Here is a 21,434-nt window from a genome sequence, read left to right as displayed (position 1 = left end):
ATTCTCCTATCTATAGTCAAATGGATTTGTTGAAGTGGTGGAAGGAACAAAGGTCACAGCCCAGTTCTCTTCTGCTTTCCACTGATTGAATTTCTCAATAAACCGAGGAATACATTCCTTTTCGATGTTGTGCCCTGGATCGATCGCGATCAACCCATTGGCTTGCATGTCATGGGCGAAATGGTAACTGATATCGCCAGTGATGTACACATCCGCTTGATGGCGTAAGGCATCGGAATAAAACGATTGACCACTGCCGCCACAAATGGCGATTCGCTGAATTTTTTCAGGTGCATTAGGAAAACTGACAACCCGTAAAGCAGTCAAACCAAACCGCTCTTTGACACGTGCGACAAACTGATCAATGGAAAGAGGCTCAGCGAGGTTGCCAACCCGTCCGATTCCATAGGTCTTCGGCAAATTGTCTAAGGCATACAGATCATAAGCTGGCTCTTCGTAAGGATGAGCAGCGATCATTGCCGAAAGGACCTTTTTCTCGATCGTTTCTGGAAAAATGACTTCGATTTTCGCTTCTTGCACCTGTTCTTCTTTTCCGATCTCACCGATGGCAGGATGCGCCGCTTGCTGTGGTGTAAAGCGACCGGTGCCAATCAATGAATAGCTGGTGTTCTGGTAATTGCCTTGCTGACCAGCACCAGCTTTTCCTAATGCCTTTCGCAATGCTGGTGCCGATTCAACAGGTGTAAATACAGCTAGTTTCTTCATTTTTACTTGATGGGTTTGCTTCAAGTACGTATCTGGTTCAACTTCTAGCAGTTCACAAAACCAATCGTTCAAACCGTCTTCAATAATATCCATATTGGTGTGGGCGGCGTAAACGGCGATATCATGCTTGACGAGATCCATCAACATCTTTTGTTGCGGATCATCGGTCAGCAAGCGGTTCAAAGGGCGAAAGATCGGTGGATGTTTCGCGATGATCAAGTCGATCTTTTTCTCGATGGCTTCGGTTACCACTTCTGGACGGACATCAAGGGTCATCATGACTCGCTCGAGGGGTTTGTTTAATGTACCAACATGCAGACCAACAGGATCGCCTTCTTCTGCCAACCATAACGGGCAGTATGCTTCAAAGCGTTTGATAAATTCTTGACCAGAAATCATGCCAGTACCTCCTTGATCCATTCGATTTGTTCTTTCAATTCATTCATTTTCTCAGCAGGTGGTTCTTTGGCTTTCTCTAACTCTTTGACCACTCGTTGACGCTGCTTCAATTCATGCTGCCATTTTTTATAAAAAACTGGATTTTTTTCTTTTAATAAAAAGGGACCAAAAAATAATTGCTGGGTCGTGTACGTCGCTTTTCCAGTTTCCGCAACGATGACTTCATAATTTTTGTCATTTTCTTCTAACAGCACTTCATGAATGATCGTAAAATTGTGATCAACGAGCCATTCCCGCAAGGTCCTTTCGCCAACATTCGGTTGTAAGACCAAACGTTTGACCCCCGCTAAGCGATTTTTTTTGCTGCCTTCTTCTAAAATAGAGCGAATCAAAGTCCCCCCCATTCCAGCAACAACAACCGTGTCGATCTTATCTGCTGGCTGAATAGCGTCCAATCCGTCTGCTAAGCGCACCACGATCTTCTCTGTTAGCCCGTTTTTACGTACTTGTTTACTGGCAGAATCATAAGGTCCTTGAACGACTTCTCCAGCTACAGCATAAGTGATTTTGTTCTGCAGCATCAATGCCACAGGTAAATAAGCATGGTCGGAGCCGATGTCGGCGATACGTGCTTGGTCGGGAATTTGTTCGCCCACGCAAGCCAAACGATCCGATAATGCATGTTCGTTCATATTGTCACTCCTTCTTTCGTAGTATAACACGCTTTCCATAAATAGAAAAAAATGTGCGTCTTGACTGTGGTGCCATTGCCAAGGCGCACATTGCATTAATCCTTCACTAATTCAACCTTTTGAATCGAGTTACCGGGAATTTGCGGTGGGATCGACATCGTCATGATCGGGACGCCTTGCAGCGACACTTGGACCTTGTCTCCTTCAGCTAACTCCTCGATCTCTCCTGAATAGGCCTCAACAGGGACGTGGAGAATGACCCCATCATTTTGAAAACTTTGGACGACTTGATCCTCATCTTCAACTGCCGCTACGTCTTTCAAAAATAATTGAAAGGTATCATCTGAACCTGCTCGGGCATCTTCTTGAATAATGCCAGTAAAAACCGTCGCTGTTTTGCTCTCTGAAGAACTATTGGCAACGGAACTAGCATTCTCACTTGATTCAGAAGGCGTGTTATCGCCACTTGATGCATTGTTGTTTTCGGGACTGCCACAAGCCGTTAACAGCAGCACTGCTGCTAAGGACAAGCCTAGAATCACTTGTTTTTTCATCATCTTCTTCCTCCAGTAATGGTTTTTTTAGGCATCATTTCGTCGATTTTTGCCCGTCATTTGGATTTCTTGTGTCAAGTAACGAATACGCTCCATAATACGTTTGGCTTTTAATGGTTCGGATTCGCCGCGTTGCGTTACTGAAAGATGCTGCTCCAACTCATGCATAGTAAAATTCGAGGTGAAGAACGTCGGGAGTTGCTCTTGCATTCGGTATTGTAGAATCACACCGAAGACTTCATCACGAATCCAACTGCTCATCGCATCCGCACCGATATCGTCCATCATTAAGATTGGGGCTTTTTTCACTGCGTTCAGCTTATCCCCCACCTGATCTTTGCCGATTGCTTGCTTCATCTCTACTGCAAATGTCGGGAAGTGAACCAATGTCGTCGTGTAGCCTGCCTCCGCTAAATCTCTGGCGATCGCGCCAAGCAGATAGGTTTTTCCGATCCCAAAACTCCCCACAAAGTATAGTCCTTTATGAAACTCCTGTGGATTGGCTGTCAACTCACTAATAAAATCAACGGCAGCTGCGATGGCCTCCATTCGGCCAGGCGTTTGCTGATAATCTGCAAAACTTGCTTCTTGTATATCTTTAGGCATATCCATCGCTTTGATGCGACTGCGGATCTCTTCTTGTTTCTGATATGCCAGTAGTTCTTTCGTTGGTACATAGGTGACGTCAATAAAATGAAAATTTAACGCTAAGCGCGGCTCATAACCCGGTGCGATCATGGATGGATCATTGATGCGGAATTTCCGCTTTTCTTGGACGAACTCATACAGTTTCGCATAGCTTTTTTGAATATCTGCTTCGGTCAATACCTCTTCATTTTCGGCAATAAACGCTTTGACATCAGGATCTTGTAAAACCTCTGCCATCATTGCTGAAAACTGATCACGGTAATTGCGTTTATCCAATAGTTTTCCTAAGTTTTTCCCTACATCTTCCATTACTTGTCACCAGCTTTCTTATGCAAGTAGTTTTGCAGTTTTTTATCTAATTCTGCTTGTCGCTCTGGCGTTAATGCTGTCTCTTCCACTGGTTTTTCAGCCCAAGAAGGCAGCTTTTCTTCGCGAATGAGTTTTTTGCCGCTGGTTTGTGGTCGGCTGCGTTTTTCCTTGGCACTTCGAACAAGGCTCCGAACATGTTTGATGGCATCTTCTGCCGTGCCAATTTTTAATTCTGACCACTGGGCGGCGATATTGTTCACATAATTTCCTGACAAAGCGGCATTGTTTTGGACCACCAAGACATAATGAACCAGCACATTGATCACACTATTTGGCAATGGTGACCGTTCGACAAGGCTCTTGATCAGCCATTGTTCTGAATCGGTCATAAAACTGTTTTTCTCCGCTTTGATCGCCTTGAGAAAAGCGATCGGTGCATTGTTCTCACTTTCTTGAATCAATAATACATCATTTTCTGAAAAACCATTCTGTTTTAAGGTATTGAAGCGGCGCAACTGACTTTCCGCTTGGGGATCTTCTCTTTTTGATGTTTTCGTGAATGTTTGTCGTGATTTCTTCATGATGGCTTGTTCCAGCTTCTTCTGGTCGACCTCGCCTGTTGTCAAAGAAACATTATCCGCCATCAAATCCAACAATTCCAACACATCATAGCCATATAAAGAATGGTATAGAACTAACTTTTGTCGAAAACTTGGCGTGAAATTAGCGGCACGGATATACCGACGCTGCGCTTCATATAAAAGAAAGTCCCAATCCAACTGCTTTTCGTCAAGCATCAAGTTCGCTTTGGTTTCTTGAAAAGAATCACTGACTGTCTGTAACGTTTCTTCATGTGAAGCAAAACGTGCGGTATTTAACCCATAGGCGGCTGAGAAGGATTGAGTCACTTCCTGATAATCGGTCAAGGAACACTGCTTTGGTTGATACAGCTTGACCAGCTGATTAAATTTACGCTCCCCGACTCTTTCCAACAACAGATAAGTATACAATTCATCTTGAAAAAACGCTGCTGGATGGACCGGTTCTTGCAACCAATACAGATACGAGCTCCCGTTTTGTGCATCTGCTTTCTCATAAGACTTTAGCAAGCCGATGCCCTCTAAGTTTTGCTTGGCTTTTATGAAGCGAGGCATTCCCGCATTCATGGCATTCAAGATATCTAGATGCACGGTCGTCATCGACTCCTCGCCAGAAAAGCTTTGGGCTTGGACATCACTTGCGAGTGTCAAATACAACGCTAAAGCATCACTTTCAATAATTGGTTGATACAAATAAATGAGGGCGTCTTTCCCTTCCGTTGTAAGTGGACGGCTTTTGAACACTTTGTACGATTGATTCGGTAAACTATTGCCCACTTGTTGTCCCCCTCTATTCTTGTGGTTCTTTCGCTTTTTCGACGATGTCTTGTAGTTCTTTCAAGAAAACTGACATGTCTTTAAACTGGCGATAGACACTGGCAAAACGGATATAAGCGATCTCGTCTAAATCAACTAAATCTTCCATCACATACTCACCAATCTGTGTTGTAGAAATTTCATTTTCACCAAGAGCACGAACACGACTTTCCACATGATCGACGATCGTTTCCATTTGATCCATTGTCACTGGTCGTTTTTCAGCAGAACGAATCAAACCCCGTAGGATTTTTTCGCGATTGAATTCTTCACGGGCACCATTCTTCTTAATCACAAGTAGGGGTGCCTCTTCGATACGTTCAAATGTTGTAAAGCGATAGCCGCAATTTTCGCATTCACGACGGCGGCGAATCACACGTCCATCATCGGCTTGTCGACTATCAACTACCCTAGAATTGTTATGATGACATTTTGGACATTGCATAGTTCCACCTCATTTTCTCTCTTATGCGCTTACGTATTTACGTAAAGTCATCGGTTTCTATGATTAATTATAACATGAAATCCGTTGGTACAATAGCCAAAGTGGTTTATTCTGTTCATTTAATACAAAATTTAAATAATGTTATAACTACTGTTTTTTTGAATTTGAAAAAACGGCAGAAATCTTTCTGCCGTTTCATTTCGTTATTTATCTTTCATTTGCAGCAAAGAAACAAAGTCATGCAAATTTGCTGGCTGTTCCATCTGCTGATTGCACCGTTGGCTATCACGACAAATATAGTTCCCCCGTTTGGTATACGTTCCATCGCCATTGCTTTTCGTCAGAGAAAGAAACATCGAGACATTCCCTTCATGCTGACACAAGGGACAGATTCCTTTCTTGACCTCGGTTGAGACATGACCGTGAAGTCCTGTAAACCCTTGTTCAGTGGCAATGATCATAAACTTGCTTTGACTACCGATATCATCCCAAGAAAGATAGGTGGTCTCTTTTAAATCAACGGAAGCAAAATCAGGTATTTTCAGTTTTTTTACTTTCCGAAACATTTTTTCAATTTGTTTTGTTGTCGGTACCTGAAAGGGTCGGACGTACTCTTTGAGCTCTGTTAACAGCTCATTGCTGCGACTGATCGTCATCCCCGGTTGAAAGAAAGCAGCTAAAATTTCTCGTGGTGCTGTTTCTTCTTCAGGAAAAAATTGTTCTATGGCGTCTTTTGTCATCGTTTCAACCGTTTTGATCGTTCGAGGATCATTGACCGATTGATACGTTCGTACTAATTGGTATACTTGATGTTTAATTGAATGAAATTGGTAAGGTTCGATCATAAAAAAGCCTTCTTTCTAATTTTCCGTTTCCTATTGCGGCTGTTCTACTTTCTTGACAGTCGTACACAATGCATAAATAAGCATTTGATGACCACCTCCCAATTTCTTTGCTGCTTTCCATGCGATCTTAATGGATTATAATGAGAGGTTGAGAAATTGTCAACTGTGTAGGTGGTTGTCTTTCAACCTCTCTTGTCTCATTAACCCAAAAATGCCTCGTCTAGAAGACGAAGGCATCCATGTTTGTTTATAATTTATCTTCAATTCCTGTGTAATGCTTCAGCTGGTCTGCATCCCGTCGATCATTCGAAGAAATTTTATTTGCATCGGGATTTTCAGCTCGCAATAGTTCTTCGCTGCTGACATTTTCAGGGGTGGTTCGATCATTGCGGGCATCACGCTCATCATTTTGATCATCTAGTTCATTGACTCGTTTTTGATCGTGCTCTTTCTTGATTTGACCTTCTTGTGCTTGTTCTTTTCCAGAGTGGGCAAGTTCTTCATTGTTGGTCCACTCACCGATTTTTTCTTTGGCTTTGCCAACGATCACATCTTTTTCATCTTTAAAAGTACCCATAGTTATCATCCCTCCTGTATAGTTTCATCATAACAAGCATTCTGTTTTCTGACAAAAGATATGAATGCGATACCAAACAGTCAGCAAAATGTTTTTCTTTATGCTATAATATGAGCGATTATTTTCTGAATTTTCTTACAACTGGAGGTGAAGAACCTGTTTAAGGTTCGACAATAGATGACAATCCTCGATTTCCAACAGGTTTCATTCGTTCGCAACAATAACTATTTATTAAAAGCGATCAATTGGCAAGTGAAAAAAAATGAGCATTGGGCGATTTTAGGACTGAATGGTGCTGGCAAAAGTTTATTACTCCAAATGATCACGGGAAGTTTATGGCCTTCTTCTGGTCAACGAACGGTCTTAGGGGAGCGTTACGGAAAAACGTCTGTGCCCGATCTTCAACGGCGCATAGGTTGGGTCAGTTCAGCGCTGCAAAGCAAGTTTTATGGTCGCGATCTTGCCGAAGAGATCGTTCTTTCGGGGCTTTATTCCAGTATTGGTCTTTATGAGTCCTACGAAGAAGAGCAGCTGATCCAAGCAAAAGAGCTTTTGGCTGACTTAGGTTTGTCGCATCTGATCCATCGTTCCTATCACGTCCTTTCGCAAGGGGAAAAACAATTTGTCATGATCGCACGTGCCATGATGGCACAACCAGAGATCCTCATTTTGGACGAACCATGTACGGGCCTTGATTTATTTGCGCGAGAAGAACTGCTAACCCGTCTGCAGGCTTTTTCACATCTGCCGAATACGCCGACTCTTCTTTACGTTACCCATCATACGGAAGAGCTACTACCGATTTTCACTCATTTGCTGATGTTAAAAAACGGCAAAGTCCACGCCGCTGGTCAACGAGAGACGATTTTTACTGAGGAGGTTCTCACCTCTTTTTATGATCAGCCGATCATTCTTCACCCCTTTTCCAGCAATCGCGTAATCGTGACCCCAAAATAAATCAGGGCTGGTACTTTGATATTTAACCATTCATACACGATCGTCTTACTTTCCAAACCAAACAGTTTCCGACATGTTTCAGCGCCAGTTGTTTTTGGAAATGATAGGGCTAGGTTTGCTATTGAAAGATAAAATAGCAGGTTCCCTTTTACTGAAGGGAACCTGCTGTCTTATCTATTTGTTTAAGGATGCTAACCATTCATCGATCTGCTGATTGAGTTGAGCGATCGTTCCTTGATTATCAAAGACAATATCGGCCCGTTGTTTCTTTTTCTCAATTGAAAGCTGACTGTCGATTCGTTGTTGCGCGTCTTGCTCACTCAATTGATTACGTGCCATCAACCGCTCTTTTTGAAGCGCTTCTGGCACATAAACGACTGCGGTTTGATCCATGTATTGGTCGTAGTCGGCTTCATAAAGCAAAGGAATGTCAACGATCAACAAGGGCACTTGCTGCCTTTTTTCTTCGATCTGAGACAAAATCTCTTGTCGAATAAATGGCGACAGCGTCTGATTCAGCAAGCGACGTTTTTCTGGATCATTAAATATCAGGGCACCGAGGGTTTGCCGATCCAGGTGCCCGTCATCGGTCAAAATCTGCGGACCAAAGGCTTGCGTCACCGCCTGCAAGCCCTCCGTATTCGGTTCAACGACTTCTCTAGCGATGATATCGGCATCAATAATCGGTAAGCCCAGTGAGCGAAAATGTGCGACTACGGTACTTTTCCCAGTGGCGATCCCGCCAGTGACCCCTAAGACAAAACTCATTTGCTGGACCTCACATGCAATTTTTGGCACTGAGGACAAAAGTGCGTCCCCCGTTGGGCAACTTTGGTCTTGACGATTGGTGTCCCGCATCGCCTGCAAGGATTGCCCGTCTGGCCATAGACATTTAATGACATTTGGAATTTTCCTGCTTCGCCCAATGCATTGAGATAGGTCCGAATGGTTGTCCCCCCTGCTTCAACGGCGCGTTCCAAGACATCGATGATCGCTTGATGCAACACGTTGGCTTCTGCTGGGGTGAGCGAATCTGCTGGTTGTTCGGGATGGATCTTCGCTTGCCATAGCGCCTCATCCACATAAATATTGCCCAAACCAGTCACAAGCTTTTGATCTAATAAAAGGGGTTTGATGGCTTTTTTGGACCGCTTTAAGCCTTGCTCAAATGCTTCCAATAAAAACAATTCAGGCTTAGGCTCAGGACCTAATTGCATGATGCCTTTATAGGCTGCGCTTTGGTCTTTGTCCACTAAAGTCATACGACCAAATTTTCTTACATCGTGGTAATTTAACTGACTGCCATCCGTAAAATGGAAAATGACATGTGTATGTTTATCGACAATCGGGTCTGACTCAAAATACTCGTACTTGCCTTCCATTCGTAGATGAGAGATCAGATCATAATCTGTCAATTTAAAAATCAAAAATTTTCCACGTCGTTCAAATTTTTCAAACCGTTGCCCTTTCAACAGTGCCGAAAAGATCGGCACTTCAGGACTTTCGATGATTCGCGGCCAAAGGATCTCGACCGATTCGATCGTTTTATTTAAAACAAGTTTTTCAAGTCCTTTGCGGACCGTTTCAACTTCTGGTAATTCAGGCACCTCTGTTCACCTCATTTATTTTGCATCGTACCATGTTTTGCCCCAATTGCTGTCTGTCAGTAAAGGGACATGCAATGCAACGGCTTGCTCCATCACTTCTTTCACTAAAGCGTCAAGACGAGGCAATTCAGATTCAGGTACTTCAAAGACTAGTTCATCGTGTACTTGCAGCAGCATCGTTGCTGCTAATTTTTCTTCTTTCAAACGTTTCGCCAAATCGATCATGGCAATTTTTAAGATATCCGCCGCACTGCCTTGGATCGGTGTATTGATGGCGGTTCTTTCGGCAAAAGTCCGAATATTGAAATTGCGCGAATTGATATCAGGTAGGTAACGACGGCGATGATACAAGGTTTCAACGTACCCTTTGTCCTTCGCCTCACGAACCACATCCTCCATATACGTTTTCACACCAGGATATTTTTCAAAATACGTATCAATGTATTGTTGGGCGGCTTTTCTGGTGATTCCTAGATTCTGGGATAAGCCATAATCGGAAATACCATAAACGATACCGAAGTTGACCGCTTTGGCTTGACGACGCATATTTGGTGTCACATCTTCTGCTTTTTCGATACCAAAGACTCGCATCGCTGTGCTTGAGTGGATATCTTGACCTTCGATAAAGGCTTCTTTCAAATGGGTATCATCTGAAATATGTGCCAACACTCGTAATTCGATTTGAGAGTAGTCAGAAGAATAGATCACCCAATCAGCTTCTCGTGGCACAAAGGCTTCACGGATCTTTCGACCTTCTTCTAAACGAATCGGAATGTTTTGCAGGTTCGGATCGACAGAACTTAATCGACCAGTTTGGGTCAAGGTTTGTACATATCGTGTATGGACTTTGCCATCCCCTTGGATCACTTTTAATAAGCCTTCTACATAGGTTGATTGGATCTTAGCGATTTGACGATAAGTCAAAATGTCTTCAACGATCGGTGCTTGCTCTTTTAGTTGTTCTAACACATCGACTGCTGTCGAATAGCCAGTTTTGGTTTTTTTGATGACTGGTAAGCCCATTTTTTCAAATAAGATCACACCCAATTGTTTCGGTGAGTTTAAATTGAAGGTTTCACCAGCTTCGGCATAGATTTTTTCTTCAATTTCATGCAACCGTTGCGCAAATTCGCCCTTCATCTGATGCAAGCGAGACGCATCCACTTTGATTCCAGTAATCTCCATATCAGCTAAAATCATTGATAAAGGCAATTCCATTTCTTCAAATAGCGCTGTTTGATTCTTCGCTGCCAATTCTTCCGTAAGCTTTGGTGTTAGGTTCGTAATCGCTGCTACTTTACGGGCTAAATGAGCAAAGAAGTCTTCCTCGTCCGCCGGCAGACCTTTTTTCGCACCTTTTCCATAAATCGCTTCATCCGATTGGATCGCATCATAGCCATAGTGAGCGGCAACACCTGCGATGTCATTATTCGTATCATTCGTGTCTAAAAGATAAGCTGCCAATAAAACATCAAAAGCGATTCCTTTTGGTGCGGTCGTGTACCGGTTTAACGCCACGTACGTGCGTTTGGCATCATAGACGAATTTTTTACGTTTCTCGTCTTTTAACCAATCGGTAAAGACTGGACTTTCAAACAATTCTTCACGATTGCTGACATAAATTTTTTCTTGATTGCCCCAAGCAACACCGACGATGTCTTCCAAATGATAGTTATCCCCCAACATCTCGACATACAATGCCGTGTCTCCTTGGAACATATCTTCTGTTACTTCTTCAACGACCGAAAATAAAATGTCTTCCATCTCAACTGGTTCAGCTGTAATCTGCAACTTCTCTAAGAAGCTATTAAAGTTCATTTCTTGGTAGAATGGCACCAATTTCTCTAAGTCTTTGCCTTCATATTTCAGTTTGTCGACATCGACCTCAATGGGCGCATCCACATCGATGGTTGCTAATTGTTTTGAAAGAAAGGCGATCTCACGGTCATTGATCAGGTTTTCTTTCATCTTGCTTTTTTTCATTTCATCGATGTGTTCATAGATCCCCTCAACGGAGCCATATTCCTTCAATAGCTTGATGGCTGTCTTCTCACCAATTTTGGTGACACCAGGAATATTATCGGAAGCATCGCCGGCTAGTCCTTTCATGTCGATGATTTGTAAGGGCGTTAGGCCGTCATATTTTTCAGCCACATGAGCGGGCGTATAACTTTCAATTTCGCTAACTCCTTTGACCGTAATGTCAACTTTCACGTGCTCCGTTGCCAGCTGGGTCAAATCGCGATCGCCAGATAAAACGACAACGTCAAACAGCTCTTTGTCGACTTTATTTGCCAATGTGCCAATGATATCATCGGCTTCGTAATTATCTAATTCGTAATATTGAACACCTACCGCGTTGATCAATTCGCGAATGTAAGGCATTTGTTCTTTAAATTCCCCAGGGGTTTTTGAACGTCCGCCTTTATAGTCTTCATACATCGCTGTCCTGAAGGTGGTTTTTCCAGCATCAAAAGCCACTAAAACATGTGTTGGCTGTTCTTTTGCCATCACATTTTCAAACATAGTATGAAACGCATAGATGGCATTTGTGTGCAGCCCATTGGCATTTTTAAACCGTTCTAATGAATTATGCAACGCAAAAAACGCGCGAAAAGCCACACTATTTCCATCAACGAGTAGTAATTTATTTTTTGGCATTTGATTACTCCTTTTCTCAAAAAGTTCCTCTTTATTCTATCAAAGAACGGGCACAAAAGCGATGAATTGCTTTGTTTTCTCTCTCATTTTATACAAAAAAAAAGGCGAGTTTCCTCGCACTTTTTTTAGTTGTTTTTTCCAAAGATTCGCAATAACGCAAGGAATAAGTTGATAAAGTCCAAATACAGTTGTAATGCCATGAAAACGGCCACTCCTGTATTTGCGCCACCATTCGTTGCGAAGTATACATTGCGGATTTGCTGATTGTCATAAGCGGTGATCCCCATAAAGACAAAGACGGTCACGATCGATAAGAAAAAGTCAACCGGTTGACTGCGTAAAATAAATACATTCAAGAGCGTCGAGATGATGATCCCGATCAACAGACCATAGCCGATACGACCAACCACACTTAGATCCCGTTTGGTCATGATCCCAAATGCTGACATGACACCAAAAGTGACAGCTGCTGAAACAAATGCTCCCACGATCGATCCAAAGTCATAGATCATCAGTGTCACAGACAAGGTCAATCCATTCAAGAGCGAATAGACTAAAAAGCCAGCAACGGTCAAGGACGGATTTTTCTGCGCCTTCACCCCTAATACAATAACTAGAATGATCTGTAAGATCCAAAGACCAGTAAATCCTAGCGGAAAGTTGTCAATAAATTGCAGGGTTTGCGCTTGAAAGACTTCCCCAAATATATAGGCTGAGATCGCACTGATCGCAAGCCCAACGCCGAAGAATAAATACACTTTTGAATAAAAGCGATTTAAGCCTTGGGCTTGGACGGTTTCATTATTTAAATTATTCATCTTGTTGTTCCTCCTCATTTTCTGCTACTGCTTTTGGCGGCTGGACCATGACCACAGCATCTAAAATACGATGATCTTCTGTGTTGATCGCTTCAACTGAAATAGTTACCACGTCTTTCATTTTATCCACTTTGATCACTTCGAATTCAAAGGTCAACGTTTCATAATGATATACAGGTTCAATAAAGTTTACCGAAAAATTGACTACATGAGAGCCAGGACCAGGCAAATGTTTCGATACGGCACTGGTAATGATCCCCATCAACATAATGGATGGTACGATGGGACGCTGGTACTCAGTTTTTTGTGTGTAGTCATGTTGTATATACAAAGGATTGGCATCATTAGTCAGCCCTAAATATAACAGCAGTTGATTGTCTTCGATCGATTCTGTTAAGGATAACGAATCGCCTTCCTCGATATCTTCAATACTTTTTCCTATTTTTCGCGGTTTCCCTATATTCAAAATTTAATTCCTCCAAAAAGAATAGTTTCATCTGAGTATATTCTATCAGATGCCGACAAAAGTGCAAGTTCGCGGTGCTGCTTTTGCAAAAACTTCAGATGTAAAAAACTCTTGCAGCAAACACGCCACAAGAGTCTTTGATTACAATACGTTACGAGTTGTATTGCTTAATAGTTTTTCATAGGCTGTTTCAAATTTTTGCACATCGCCTGCTCCCATGAAAATCACGACAGCATTTTGATGATCCAACAGCGGAGATACGTTCTCTTCTTTGATCACAGTTCCGCCTTTTTGAATTTTCTTGCCTAGATCTTCAATTTTAACATCTCCTCGTGATTCACGAGCAGATCCAAAAATGTCACATAGATAGACATGGTCTGCAAGATCCAATGCTTCCGCAAATTCATCCATCAAAGCGATCGTGCGGGTAAAAGTATGTGGCTGGAAGACAGCAATAATTTCTTTCTCTGGATATTTTTGACGAGCGCCATCGATCGTTGCTTTGATTTCTGCAGGATGGTGGGCGTAGTCGTCCACGATCGTCATATCCGCCACGATTTTTTCGCTAAAGCGGCGTTTCACTCCAGGAAATGAAATCATCTCAGCAGCAACTTCTTTCATATCCAATCCTTCTTTGTAAGCCACAGCGATCACACTTAATGCGTTGTTGATGTTGTGCTGACCAAACGCTGGCAAGACAAAATGGCCAATATTTTCACCATGGATAAAGACGTCGAACTCTGAACCTTGGGTGGTGCGTTCAATATTTTTTGCTTGGACATCGTCGTTATCGTTGACGCCGTAGTAGTAGATTGGGACATCGGCTTCAAGTTTACGCAAGTATTCATCATCACCAAAAGCAAAGATGCCTTTTTTCACTTGACTTGCCATCGATTGAAAGGCTGAGAAGACATCCTCGATCGAGTGGAAGTAGTCTGGGTGATCAAAATCGATGTTGGTCATGATTGCATAATCCGGTGAATACGCTAAGAAATGACGACGGTATTCACAGGCTTCAAATGAAAAGAATTCCGCATCAGGTTCCCCATGACCAGTCCCATCGCCAATCAAGAAACTTGTTGGACGGATGCCGCTTAAGACATGAGAAAGCAATCCTGTCGTACTGGTTTTCCCGTGAGAACCGGTCACCGCAATACTCGTATAGGGCTGAATGAATTGGCCAATAAAGTCATGATAACGAGTAACTTCTAAACCAAGTTCTTTTGCCCGTACGATTTCTTCGTGGGTGTCAGGGAAAGCATTCCCTTGGATAATGACCATTTCTGGTTGAATGTTTGCTTTATCGAAAGGCAACAATTTGATCGCTGCTTTTTCTAGATCACGTTGAGTGAAGAAATATTCTTCCACATCAGAGCCTTGTACTTGGTAGCCTTTTTCGTGCAGAATCAAAGCCAATGAACTCATACCGGAACCTTTGATTCCAACAAAATGATGTATTTTGTTTTGATTTTCCATTATTATAATCCTCTTTTCTCAAATCCGCGTCGTAAAAAAACGCGTGTATTGACAAATATCAGGTTGTCACACGACCTACATTATCATACAAAATGAAAAAAATAGCAACGAGTTTTATTTTTCGACTTGACTTTTCTCATCATTTCCTATTTCTAGCAAACGTCCACGACATTTTCCACAAACATATTTTTTGATATCCACCCGTCGCTGCCGCCGAATCTCGCAGCCGCAATTTTGGCATCGATAGCGATGTTTCGCTGACCTTTTGGCAGGAGGTGCATAACGCAAGCCTCCCGTTCTTGCCAGCAATGCTTTAAAAGCAGGATCTTGGTGACGGTGACCAAGACCTGCTAAGTGCAAATGATAGTGACACAATTCATGCTTGATAATGCCGATAAAAACCTCCATCCCGTGTTCTGTGAGCATCGCTGGATTGAAATCCAAGTGGTGATCACTTAGATGGTAGCGGCCACCGGTTGTTTTTAAGCGAGAATTAAACACCGCTCGATGCGTGAATGGTTTGTTGAAAACAGACAGCGACAGCTCTTCCACCAAATGCTGCAATTCTTGTTGGGTCATTTTGCATTTCCCGGATCGACCATGGTTAAACTGATACGGCCTTTTTTGACATCAACTTGCTCGATCCAAACGGTTACGACATCACCGACGGAAACAACGTCTTTCGGATGCTTTACAAACGAACGGCTCAGCTTCGATAAATGCACCAGTCCATCTTGTTTGACACCGATATCAACGAAAGCACCAAAGTCGATCACATTTCGAACCGTTCCCTTCAGTTCCATTCCCGGTTTTAGATCCTCCATACTAAACACATCTTTACGCAATAATGGCGCTGGCATTTCATCACGCATATCGCGTCCAGGCTGCATTAACGCCTTTAGGATATCCGTGATGGTTTCTTTGCCGACTGACAATTTTGCGGAAAGCTCCGCTGGGCGTAGTTGGGCAAGTTTCGCTTTATTTTCTTCCATTTGCTCTTTCCCTAGCTCTGCTAAAGAAATACCCGCGATCGCCAAAATTTCTTTGGCAGTGTCATAGCTTTCTGGATGGATACCGGTATTGTCCAAAATGACTTTTCCGCCAGGTATCCGCATAAAGCCGATCGCCTGTTCATAAGCTTTTGGTCCTAAGCGAGGGACTTTTTTCAGTTGATTCCGCTGCGTAAATACACCATTTTCTTCTCGATAAGTCACGATATTTTGAGCAGTGGTTTTATTTAAACCAGCTACATGCTGCAAGAGTGCCGCACTTGCGGTATTGACGTCAACGCCAACTTGGTTGACAACAGTCTCAACAACAAAATCCAATTGTTCAGCGAGGCGTTTTTGCGAAACGTCATGCTGGTATTGTCCGACGCCCACGGATTGTGGATCAATTTTGACTAATTCTGCCAAGGGATCTTGCAGACGGCGACCAATACTGATGGCGCTGCGTTCTTCCACTTGCAGATCAGGGAATTCTTGACGAGCGATCGGACTGGCAGAATAAACAGAAGCGCCTGCCTCATTCACGATCACATAATATACTTCTTGATCGATCAATTTTAATTGTTCAGCGACGAATTGCTCTGATTCCCGACTCGCAGTCCCATTACCGATTGCGACCATCTCGACTTTATAGGTTTGTAATAAGCGACGAAACGCTGGTCCAGCAGCTTCTCGCTTATTCATAGGCGCTGGTTTATGAGGATAGATCACTTCGATCGCTAGTACTTTTCCAGTCTCATCAATGACGGCTAGTTTACAGCCTGTACGATACGCTGGATCAAAACCTAAAACGACTTTGCCCTTCAATGGCGGCTGCAGCAACAGATTGCGAAGATTTTCTCCAAAAATCGCAATTGCTTGTTCGTCAGCTTTTTCTGTCAATTCATTGCGGATCTCTCGTTCGATGGCTGGTGAAATAAACCGTTTCAGCGCATCAGCAGCTGCAGCTTCAACAAAACCGGCTGCGGGTGAATCCCTATTCGTGATCAATTTGCGACGTAGGTAATCCATGATTTTTTCTTCATCTGCCACAAGGGCGACCTTCAAGATGTCTTCTTGTTCCCCACGATTAGTGGCTAAAATTCGGTGGGATACCATCTTATTGATAGGATGCTGGAAATCGTAATACATTTCATAAACGCCTTTTTCATCTTTTTCAGCATTTTTGACCGTGCTTTGATACAGTCCTTTGTTTGCGTAATAGCTGCGGATCCAACTACGAAACTCTGCAGTATCACCAACGCCTTCTGCAATGATCTCGTGCGCGCCTGCTAAGGCATCTTCTACAGTAGGAACAGCATCACTGATAAATTCGGCCGCTTTTTCTTGAACGTCACCTGCTTTTGGGAAGCTTAACAGCCACTGAGCAAATGGTTCCAAGCCGTTCTCTTTGGCGATCGTCGCTTTGGTGCGTCGTTTTTGTTTATAAGGACGATACAGGTCTTCGACGGCCTGCATTTTTGTCGCAGCTAAAATCGCCTGTGATAGTTCAGGCGTTAGCTTTTCTTGTTCTTCTATCAAACGCAAAACCTCTTGCTTGCGTTTCTCTAAGTTTTCTAAGTACTGGTATCGCTCTTCAATTTCTCGAATCTGAACTTCGTCAAGTCCATTCGTCATTTCTTTACGGTAGCGGGCAATAAAGGGGACGGTATTTCCTTCTTGCAATAACTGCAACACCGTACTGATTTGTTTTTGGGTAAAAGCGGTTAATTCTTGTTTCACTAAATCAAGTACCTCTTGATTCATTTCTGCCATTTGTTCTCACCTTTCCTTTGTTGCTTTTGCTATTTTAACATAAAAAAGACAGCCATTGAGCGAACAAGATTGCACGAAAACAATGTTGCTTTCGCGACTCTTGTTATGGCTGCTTTTGTCTTTTCTCAAAAAGACTTTTAAAAGTCTGGTTGCCAAGGACCTGCTAAATTTTGGTATTCGATGTCCTGAACGATCCCTTTGTCATCAAAAATCACGCCATGCACCGATCCACCAAATACTGCCCCGCCGTCGATGCCGATTTTGTCGTCTTGTTGCCATAGATCCGTCGTCTGCATATCGCCATGCAGCATGGGCGTGATGGTATGGCCAAAAACGATCGTTTTTCCTGTACAGTTTTTTCCTTTATGAAACGGCTCGCGAATCCAGATAAAATCATGGTCGGCGGTCTTACGCCAATCTTTTTTACTTAAATCCACGCCCGCATGAACAAAGAGATACTTTCCCCATTCGTAATAAAGCGGTCGCTCCATCAAAAACTCTATTAAGTCTCGATAGCTACTGCGGATCATTAAGGCGATCTCCGTCGGCGAATACTCCTCAGTAGCGCCTGTATGCAAAAGACTTTCAATCGTTTCTTTGCCGCCATTGCGTACGTAAGCGGCAAACCAATCCTCAGGAGCATTTAGAAATTGCAGAAAATACTCCTCGTGATTGCCGCGTAAATAAATCGCTTGGTATTCTTCGACTAACTTTTTTCCCAGAAAAAAACACTCTTTTGACTTCGGCCCCCGATCATTTAAGTCTCCAATCAAAAGCAGCTGATGGAGCTTAGGGTCATAATCGGTAAGAAGTTTTTTAAACAGATCGGCCATTCCATGAATATCACTGATTGCATATAGATAGTTTTGCATAGTCATTTCCTCCTTAAAGGCAATTGATTCTCTTGTTATCAATTTTAGACCTTTGCCTGTAAAATGTCTTGCAATAAAACGAAAAAACCAACCATTTGTCCTGAACAGTACGACAACATAAAGTCGGGTTCAAAAGGACGAATGATTGGTTACGATCGACAAAAGCTATTTTCCTGAAACAGCAAAATAATTGCCATCCGGATCGGCAAAATTGAAAACCAGTTGTTCCTCCATCTGAATCAATTCACCCACTTCTGCTTCCATCTCTAAAAGCTTTTGATAAAGTGTCGTAATATCTTCTGCAAAAAACATGATCGATGGGGAATTCAAAGCGACTTCAGGTGAATGTGTTTCGATAAACTCACGGTCATATAAGACAAAATGTGTCTCCGCCTCTTTTGATGGCGCGATTTCAACGACGGATGTTCCATCAACGGTTTGTTGCTCAATGATCACAAACCCTAGTTCTTGCCAAAACTCAACTGCTTTCGTCACATCGTCGACGTATAGCATCACTTGCATTTGATTGGAAAACAATGGGCATCCCTCCTATTTCTCGTTATTCGTCTGCTTCCTTCGCTTCTTGCGCAGCGTTCGAATTGGTATTAAAGTTCAATTGTAAACCTGGTTTGTCGGTCACGATCTCTGTCACTTCATAAGTCAAGCGTTTGACGATATCAAACAAGGGCTCAACCAAGCGATCAGTTTCGGCTTTCGTCAAATCCTCTCCAGAATTGACTTTACGATTCAAAATATGATTGACTTGTCCGACACGTCCTGACAAAACGTAATCAGGGAACACCAATTGGAACTCTAAGCGGGCCCCAATAATACTGTTTTTTTCCATATATTCTTCATCTTTGACTTTTAACGGCGCAAAGCCGACATTCAATTTTGTTTCCATTTCTTTGTCTTTCGGTTTCATATCGAAATGATATGCTTCAACGATCGGTTGTTGTCTTTTTAATTCCACTAGATTCACACTCCTTATCTAAAAGTATAGCATAACCTTTTCTTTGAGCCTACTGTATTCTTTAGACAATAAAAAAAACGGCAAGAGCCGTTTTAATTTGCTTCTTTTAGTGTTGCTAGGTAGTCCAATGCATCTTGGACATCGGCGATCGGAACGATTTTCATGTCTGTGTCTAACTTCTTCGCTGCTGCCACTGCCTCTTCGTAATTCGTTTTAATGGAAGGATCTATTTCACGCTCTTCGTCAGTGATTTCATCGTCCGGAGCAAAAAAGATTTCTGCACCACTTTCGCTGGCACTCGCTACTTTTTTGTCAATCCCACCGATTCGACCAACCGTCCCATCAGCTGAGATCGTTCCGGTTCCAGCAATATTATGGCCTTTACGCAAGTTATCTCCAGTTAGCTGTTCATAGATTTCAAGGGTGAACATCAACCCAGCTGAAGGCCCACCGATATTGCCAGAATCGATCACGATCTCTTCATCAGAAGTGATCTCTGTATGATCGACGAGTGAGATACCGATCCCAGCTTTTTGATTGCTTTCCAGTTCAATTAATTTGCCTGTTGCTTCTTTTTCTTCGCCATCTTGCAAGTAAGTCACGGTGATCTCATCACCAATGGTTTGACTTTGTACATAGTCGATAAAGTCTTGGCTACTTTTAAACTCTTTGCCATTGACAGCGGTGACGGTATCTCCAACGGATATTTTCCCCGCAAAGCTGGAATTTGGATCAATCCCCATGACATAGACCCCTTTATAGGTCATTTCATAAGGCAAGTCTGCCAGCTTTAATGCTTGCTCAATCGCACTATTTTGCGAGGATTCCATATAATAGCGCTGGATGCGATTGTACTCCTCATCTGTCGCACCGCCTAAAAGTTCTTCCTCACTGATCAAGTCTTGAAATTCATTGAATTTCGTTCCAATCGCCGTAAACACGGTAGCCTGTCGAATCCCGACACTGGTTAAAGAAAAGGAGCCGGCTGAGGTGTCTTCTTTTTGATTGACGGTAATCAATTCTTTTAAATCGATCGTTGCACCAGGTTGCTCGATATAATAAGGAATCGGCAAAAAGGCACAGGCTGCGATGATCAGTGCTAAAACAAACAAGAGAACATATTTGATCGTTGATTTAAGATTCATTGGTATCACGCTTCTTTACTATAGCATCGTAGATATTTTGTGGTAAATATTCCGCCACATCGCCGTTAAAGGTTAAGATTTCTTTCAACAAACTGGAGCTGATGAAACTATGCTTTGCATCTGCTAAAAGAAAGACGGTCTCCAGGGAAGGTTCTAAGTGATGATTCATTTCCATGATGTCCCGCTCATACTCATAATCTTTCACACTGCGAATACCTCTAAGCAGAAACTGGGCGCCTAGTTTTTTCGCGATCGTGACCGTCAGCTCCGTTTCTTGCGCCAGAATCTTGACGTTTGGAATATGAGCGAGGGCTTCTTCAATTAGATGAACTTTTTCTTCACTTGTAAAAAAACTTTTTTTATTGGTATTTGTAAAAACACCCACGATCAGTTCATCAAAAAGCGTTGCGCCTCGCTCAATCAGATCCACATGACCTGACGTCAGCGGATCAAAACTTCCTGGAAATAAAGCAATCTTTTTCATGTTATCCCTCATTTCTATAGATCGTCACCGCAGATATGCCATAGGTTTGGGCGCGCATCAAATGCAAAGAACCAATCTTTTCTGGCAAGACGATGGACTTATCTGTTTCGCAAACCACATAAGCAAACGGACGAATCAATTCATCCTTCAGCATAGCTTCTAGCTGTTGCAGGATCTCTTGCTTTGCGTAAGGTGGATCTAAAAATAGATAGTCAAAACTTTGTCCCTCAGCTGCAAACTGGCGTAAGGCTTGATTGGCATCCATTTTTAGTACCGTGAACTTTTCTGGTTCTTTGGTTATTGCAATATTTTCACGGATCACTTTAATAGCTGGAAAACTACGGTCAACACAAACGGCATGCTCCGCACCACGAGAGACCGCTTCGATCGCTAAGCCCCCGCTCCCACTAAACAGATCCAGTACAACTCCTCCATCTAAATATTGCCCTAACATGTTAAAGATCGCCCCTTTTACTTTGTCTGTCGTGGGGCGAGTGTTATCTCCAGCAAGACTTTTTAATCTGCGGCCACCATATTCTCCGGCTACTACACGCATGCGTTTTTCCCTCCAAGATCTTCGTAAATACAAATATAGCACTGTTT

Annotated in this window: 23 protein-coding genes; 1 reads left to right on the top strand and 22 read right to left on the bottom strand. The window is 42.8% G+C overall.

From position 1 onward, the window contains the following. Positions 1 to 6: 6 nt before the first annotated feature. The 8 genes from IGI96_RS15835 to IGI96_RS15800 form a co-directional block, all read right to left on the bottom strand. Complete coding sequence (locus tag IGI96_RS15835) at positions 7 to 1,125, bottom strand: Nif3-like dinuclear metal center hexameric protein (protein WP_288722814.1); 1,119 nt, start codon at positions 1,123 to 1,125, stop codon at positions 7 to 9. Beyond that, positions 1,122 to 1,817, bottom strand: coding sequence for a tRNA (adenine(22)-N(1))-methyltransferase (locus IGI96_RS15830; RefSeq protein WP_430616297.1), 696 nt, complete (start codon positions 1,815 to 1,817; stop codon positions 1,122 to 1,124). The genes IGI96_RS15835 and IGI96_RS15830 overlap by 4 nt, the downstream gene beginning before the upstream one ends. 95 nt (positions 1,818 to 1,912) lie before the next feature. Continuing rightward, a complete protein-coding gene (locus IGI96_RS15825) occupies positions 1,913 to 2,374 on the bottom strand; it encodes a hypothetical protein (RefSeq protein ID WP_430616296.1) in 462 nt (153 codons plus the stop codon). A 24-nt stretch (positions 2,375 to 2,398) separates the two neighbouring features. Further along, positions 2,399 to 3,328: a primosomal protein DnaI gene (dnaI, locus tag IGI96_RS15820; RefSeq protein WP_005226006.1), complete on the bottom strand. Its 930-nt coding sequence runs from the start codon at positions 3,326 to 3,328 to the stop codon at positions 2,399 to 2,401. Beyond that, positions 3,328 to 4,704: a replication initiation and membrane attachment family protein gene (locus IGI96_RS15815; protein WP_438785344.1), complete on the bottom strand. Its 1,377-nt coding sequence runs from the start codon at positions 4,702 to 4,704 to the stop codon at positions 3,328 to 3,330. Before IGI96_RS15815 ends, dnaI begins: the two co-directional genes overlap by 1 nt. 13 nt (positions 4,705 to 4,717) lie before the next feature. Beyond that, entirely contained in the window at positions 4,718 to 5,188 is a 471-nt protein-coding gene (gene nrdR, locus IGI96_RS15810; protein WP_005226004.1) for a transcriptional regulator NrdR, read from the bottom strand. Positions 5,189 to 5,391: 203 nt separating this feature from the next. Beyond that, the gene (locus IGI96_RS15805; RefSeq protein WP_015509634.1) at positions 5,392 to 6,033 is read right to left on the bottom strand and encodes a FusB/FusC family EF-G-binding protein; all 642 of its coding nucleotides are present in this window, start codon (positions 6,031 to 6,033) and stop codon (positions 5,392 to 5,394) included. Between the two features lie 247 nt (positions 6,034 to 6,280). After that, positions 6,281 to 6,619 carry a hypothetical protein gene (locus tag IGI96_RS15800; RefSeq protein WP_016609515.1) on the bottom strand — a complete coding sequence of 113 codons (339 nt, stop codon included), beginning with the start codon at positions 6,617 to 6,619 and terminating at the stop codon, positions 6,281 to 6,283. A 168-nt stretch (positions 6,620 to 6,787) separates the two neighbouring features. Between IGI96_RS15800 and IGI96_RS15795 the strand changes: the two genes are divergently transcribed. After that, positions 6,788 to 7,567, top strand: coding sequence for an ABC transporter ATP-binding protein (locus tag IGI96_RS15795; protein WP_438785343.1), 780 nt, complete (start codon positions 6,788 to 6,790; stop codon positions 7,565 to 7,567). Positions 7,568 to 7,741: 174 nt separating this feature from the next. Here the strand turns inward: IGI96_RS15795 and coaE are convergent, their stop codons facing one another. The 14 genes from coaE to rsmD form a co-directional block, all read right to left on the bottom strand. Continuing rightward, positions 7,742 to 8,335, bottom strand: a complete 594-nt coding sequence (coaE, locus tag IGI96_RS15790) for a dephospho-CoA kinase (RefSeq protein WP_438785342.1) — start codon at positions 8,333 to 8,335, stop codon at positions 7,742 to 7,744. Continuing rightward, a complete protein-coding gene (gene mutM, locus IGI96_RS15785; protein ID WP_223597355.1) occupies positions 8,332 to 9,174 on the bottom strand; it encodes a DNA-formamidopyrimidine glycosylase in 843 nt (280 codons plus the stop codon). Before mutM ends, coaE begins: the two co-directional genes overlap by 4 nt. A gap of 15 nt (positions 9,175 to 9,189) precedes the next feature. After that, positions 9,190 to 11,835 carry a DNA polymerase I gene (gene polA, locus IGI96_RS15780; RefSeq protein WP_438785341.1) on the bottom strand — a complete coding sequence of 882 codons (2,646 nt, stop codon included), beginning with the start codon at positions 11,833 to 11,835 and terminating at the stop codon, positions 9,190 to 9,192. A 125-nt stretch (positions 11,836 to 11,960) separates the two neighbouring features. Next, on the bottom strand, positions 11,961 to 12,653 hold the full coding sequence (locus tag IGI96_RS15775; RefSeq protein ID WP_010748195.1) for a Bax inhibitor-1/YccA family protein: 693 nt from the start codon (positions 12,651 to 12,653) through the stop codon (positions 11,961 to 11,963). Next, complete coding sequence (locus IGI96_RS15770; protein WP_005225996.1) at positions 12,646 to 13,119, bottom strand: MaoC family dehydratase; 474 nt, start codon at positions 13,117 to 13,119, stop codon at positions 12,646 to 12,648. The genes IGI96_RS15775 and IGI96_RS15770 overlap by 8 nt, the downstream gene beginning before the upstream one ends. A 141-nt stretch (positions 13,120 to 13,260) precedes the next feature. After that, positions 13,261 to 14,595 (bottom strand): UDP-N-acetylmuramate--L-alanine ligase, encoded by a 1,335-nt coding sequence (murC, locus tag IGI96_RS15765; RefSeq protein ID WP_005225995.1) that lies wholly within the window; start codon positions 14,593 to 14,595, stop codon positions 13,261 to 13,263. A gap of 114 nt (positions 14,596 to 14,709) precedes the next feature. Then, the gene (locus IGI96_RS15760; protein WP_060792050.1) at positions 14,710 to 15,174 is read right to left on the bottom strand and encodes a SprT family protein; all 465 of its coding nucleotides are present in this window, start codon (positions 15,172 to 15,174) and stop codon (positions 14,710 to 14,712) included. Beyond that, complete coding sequence (locus tag IGI96_RS15755) at positions 15,171 to 17,357, bottom strand: Tex family protein (protein ID WP_438785340.1); 2,187 nt, start codon at positions 17,355 to 17,357, stop codon at positions 15,171 to 15,173. The genes IGI96_RS15760 and IGI96_RS15755 overlap by 4 nt, the downstream gene beginning before the upstream one ends. 137 nt (positions 17,358 to 17,494) lie before the next feature. Next, entirely contained in the window at positions 17,495 to 18,229 is a 735-nt protein-coding gene (locus tag IGI96_RS15750; RefSeq protein ID WP_118215247.1) for a metallophosphoesterase family protein, read from the bottom strand. A gap of 165 nt (positions 18,230 to 18,394) precedes the next feature. After that, the gene (locus tag IGI96_RS15745; RefSeq protein ID WP_218212968.1) at positions 18,395 to 18,766 is read right to left on the bottom strand and encodes a VOC family protein; all 372 of its coding nucleotides are present in this window, start codon (positions 18,764 to 18,766) and stop codon (positions 18,395 to 18,397) included. A gap of 22 nt (positions 18,767 to 18,788) precedes the next feature. Continuing rightward, the gene (locus IGI96_RS15740; protein ID WP_005225990.1) at positions 18,789 to 19,202 is read right to left on the bottom strand and encodes a DUF1149 family protein; all 414 of its coding nucleotides are present in this window, start codon (positions 19,200 to 19,202) and stop codon (positions 18,789 to 18,791) included. 92 nt (positions 19,203 to 19,294) lie between these two features. Then, positions 19,295 to 20,347, bottom strand: a complete 1,053-nt coding sequence (locus IGI96_RS15735; RefSeq protein ID WP_142972960.1) for a SepM family pheromone-processing serine protease — start codon at positions 20,345 to 20,347, stop codon at positions 19,295 to 19,297. Then, positions 20,337 to 20,831, bottom strand: a complete 495-nt coding sequence (gene coaD, locus IGI96_RS15730; RefSeq protein WP_005231326.1) for a pantetheine-phosphate adenylyltransferase — start codon at positions 20,829 to 20,831, stop codon at positions 20,337 to 20,339. The genes IGI96_RS15735 and coaD overlap by 11 nt, the downstream gene beginning before the upstream one ends. Position 20,832: 1 nt before the next feature. Next, positions 20,833 to 21,387: a 16S rRNA (guanine(966)-N(2))-methyltransferase RsmD gene (gene rsmD, locus IGI96_RS15725; RefSeq protein WP_005225987.1), complete on the bottom strand. Its 555-nt coding sequence runs from the start codon at positions 21,385 to 21,387 to the stop codon at positions 20,833 to 20,835. Positions 21,388 to 21,434 lie beyond the last annotated feature (47 nt).

The organism is Enterococcus sp. DIV0421 (genome assembly GCF_051713745.1).
GTDB classification, from domain to species: domain Bacteria; phylum Bacillota; class Bacilli; order Lactobacillales; family Enterococcaceae; genus Enterococcus_D; species Enterococcus_D casseliflavus.
Note: the sequence above shows the minus strand (reverse complement) of the source record. Positions and strands in the feature narration are given on the sequence as shown.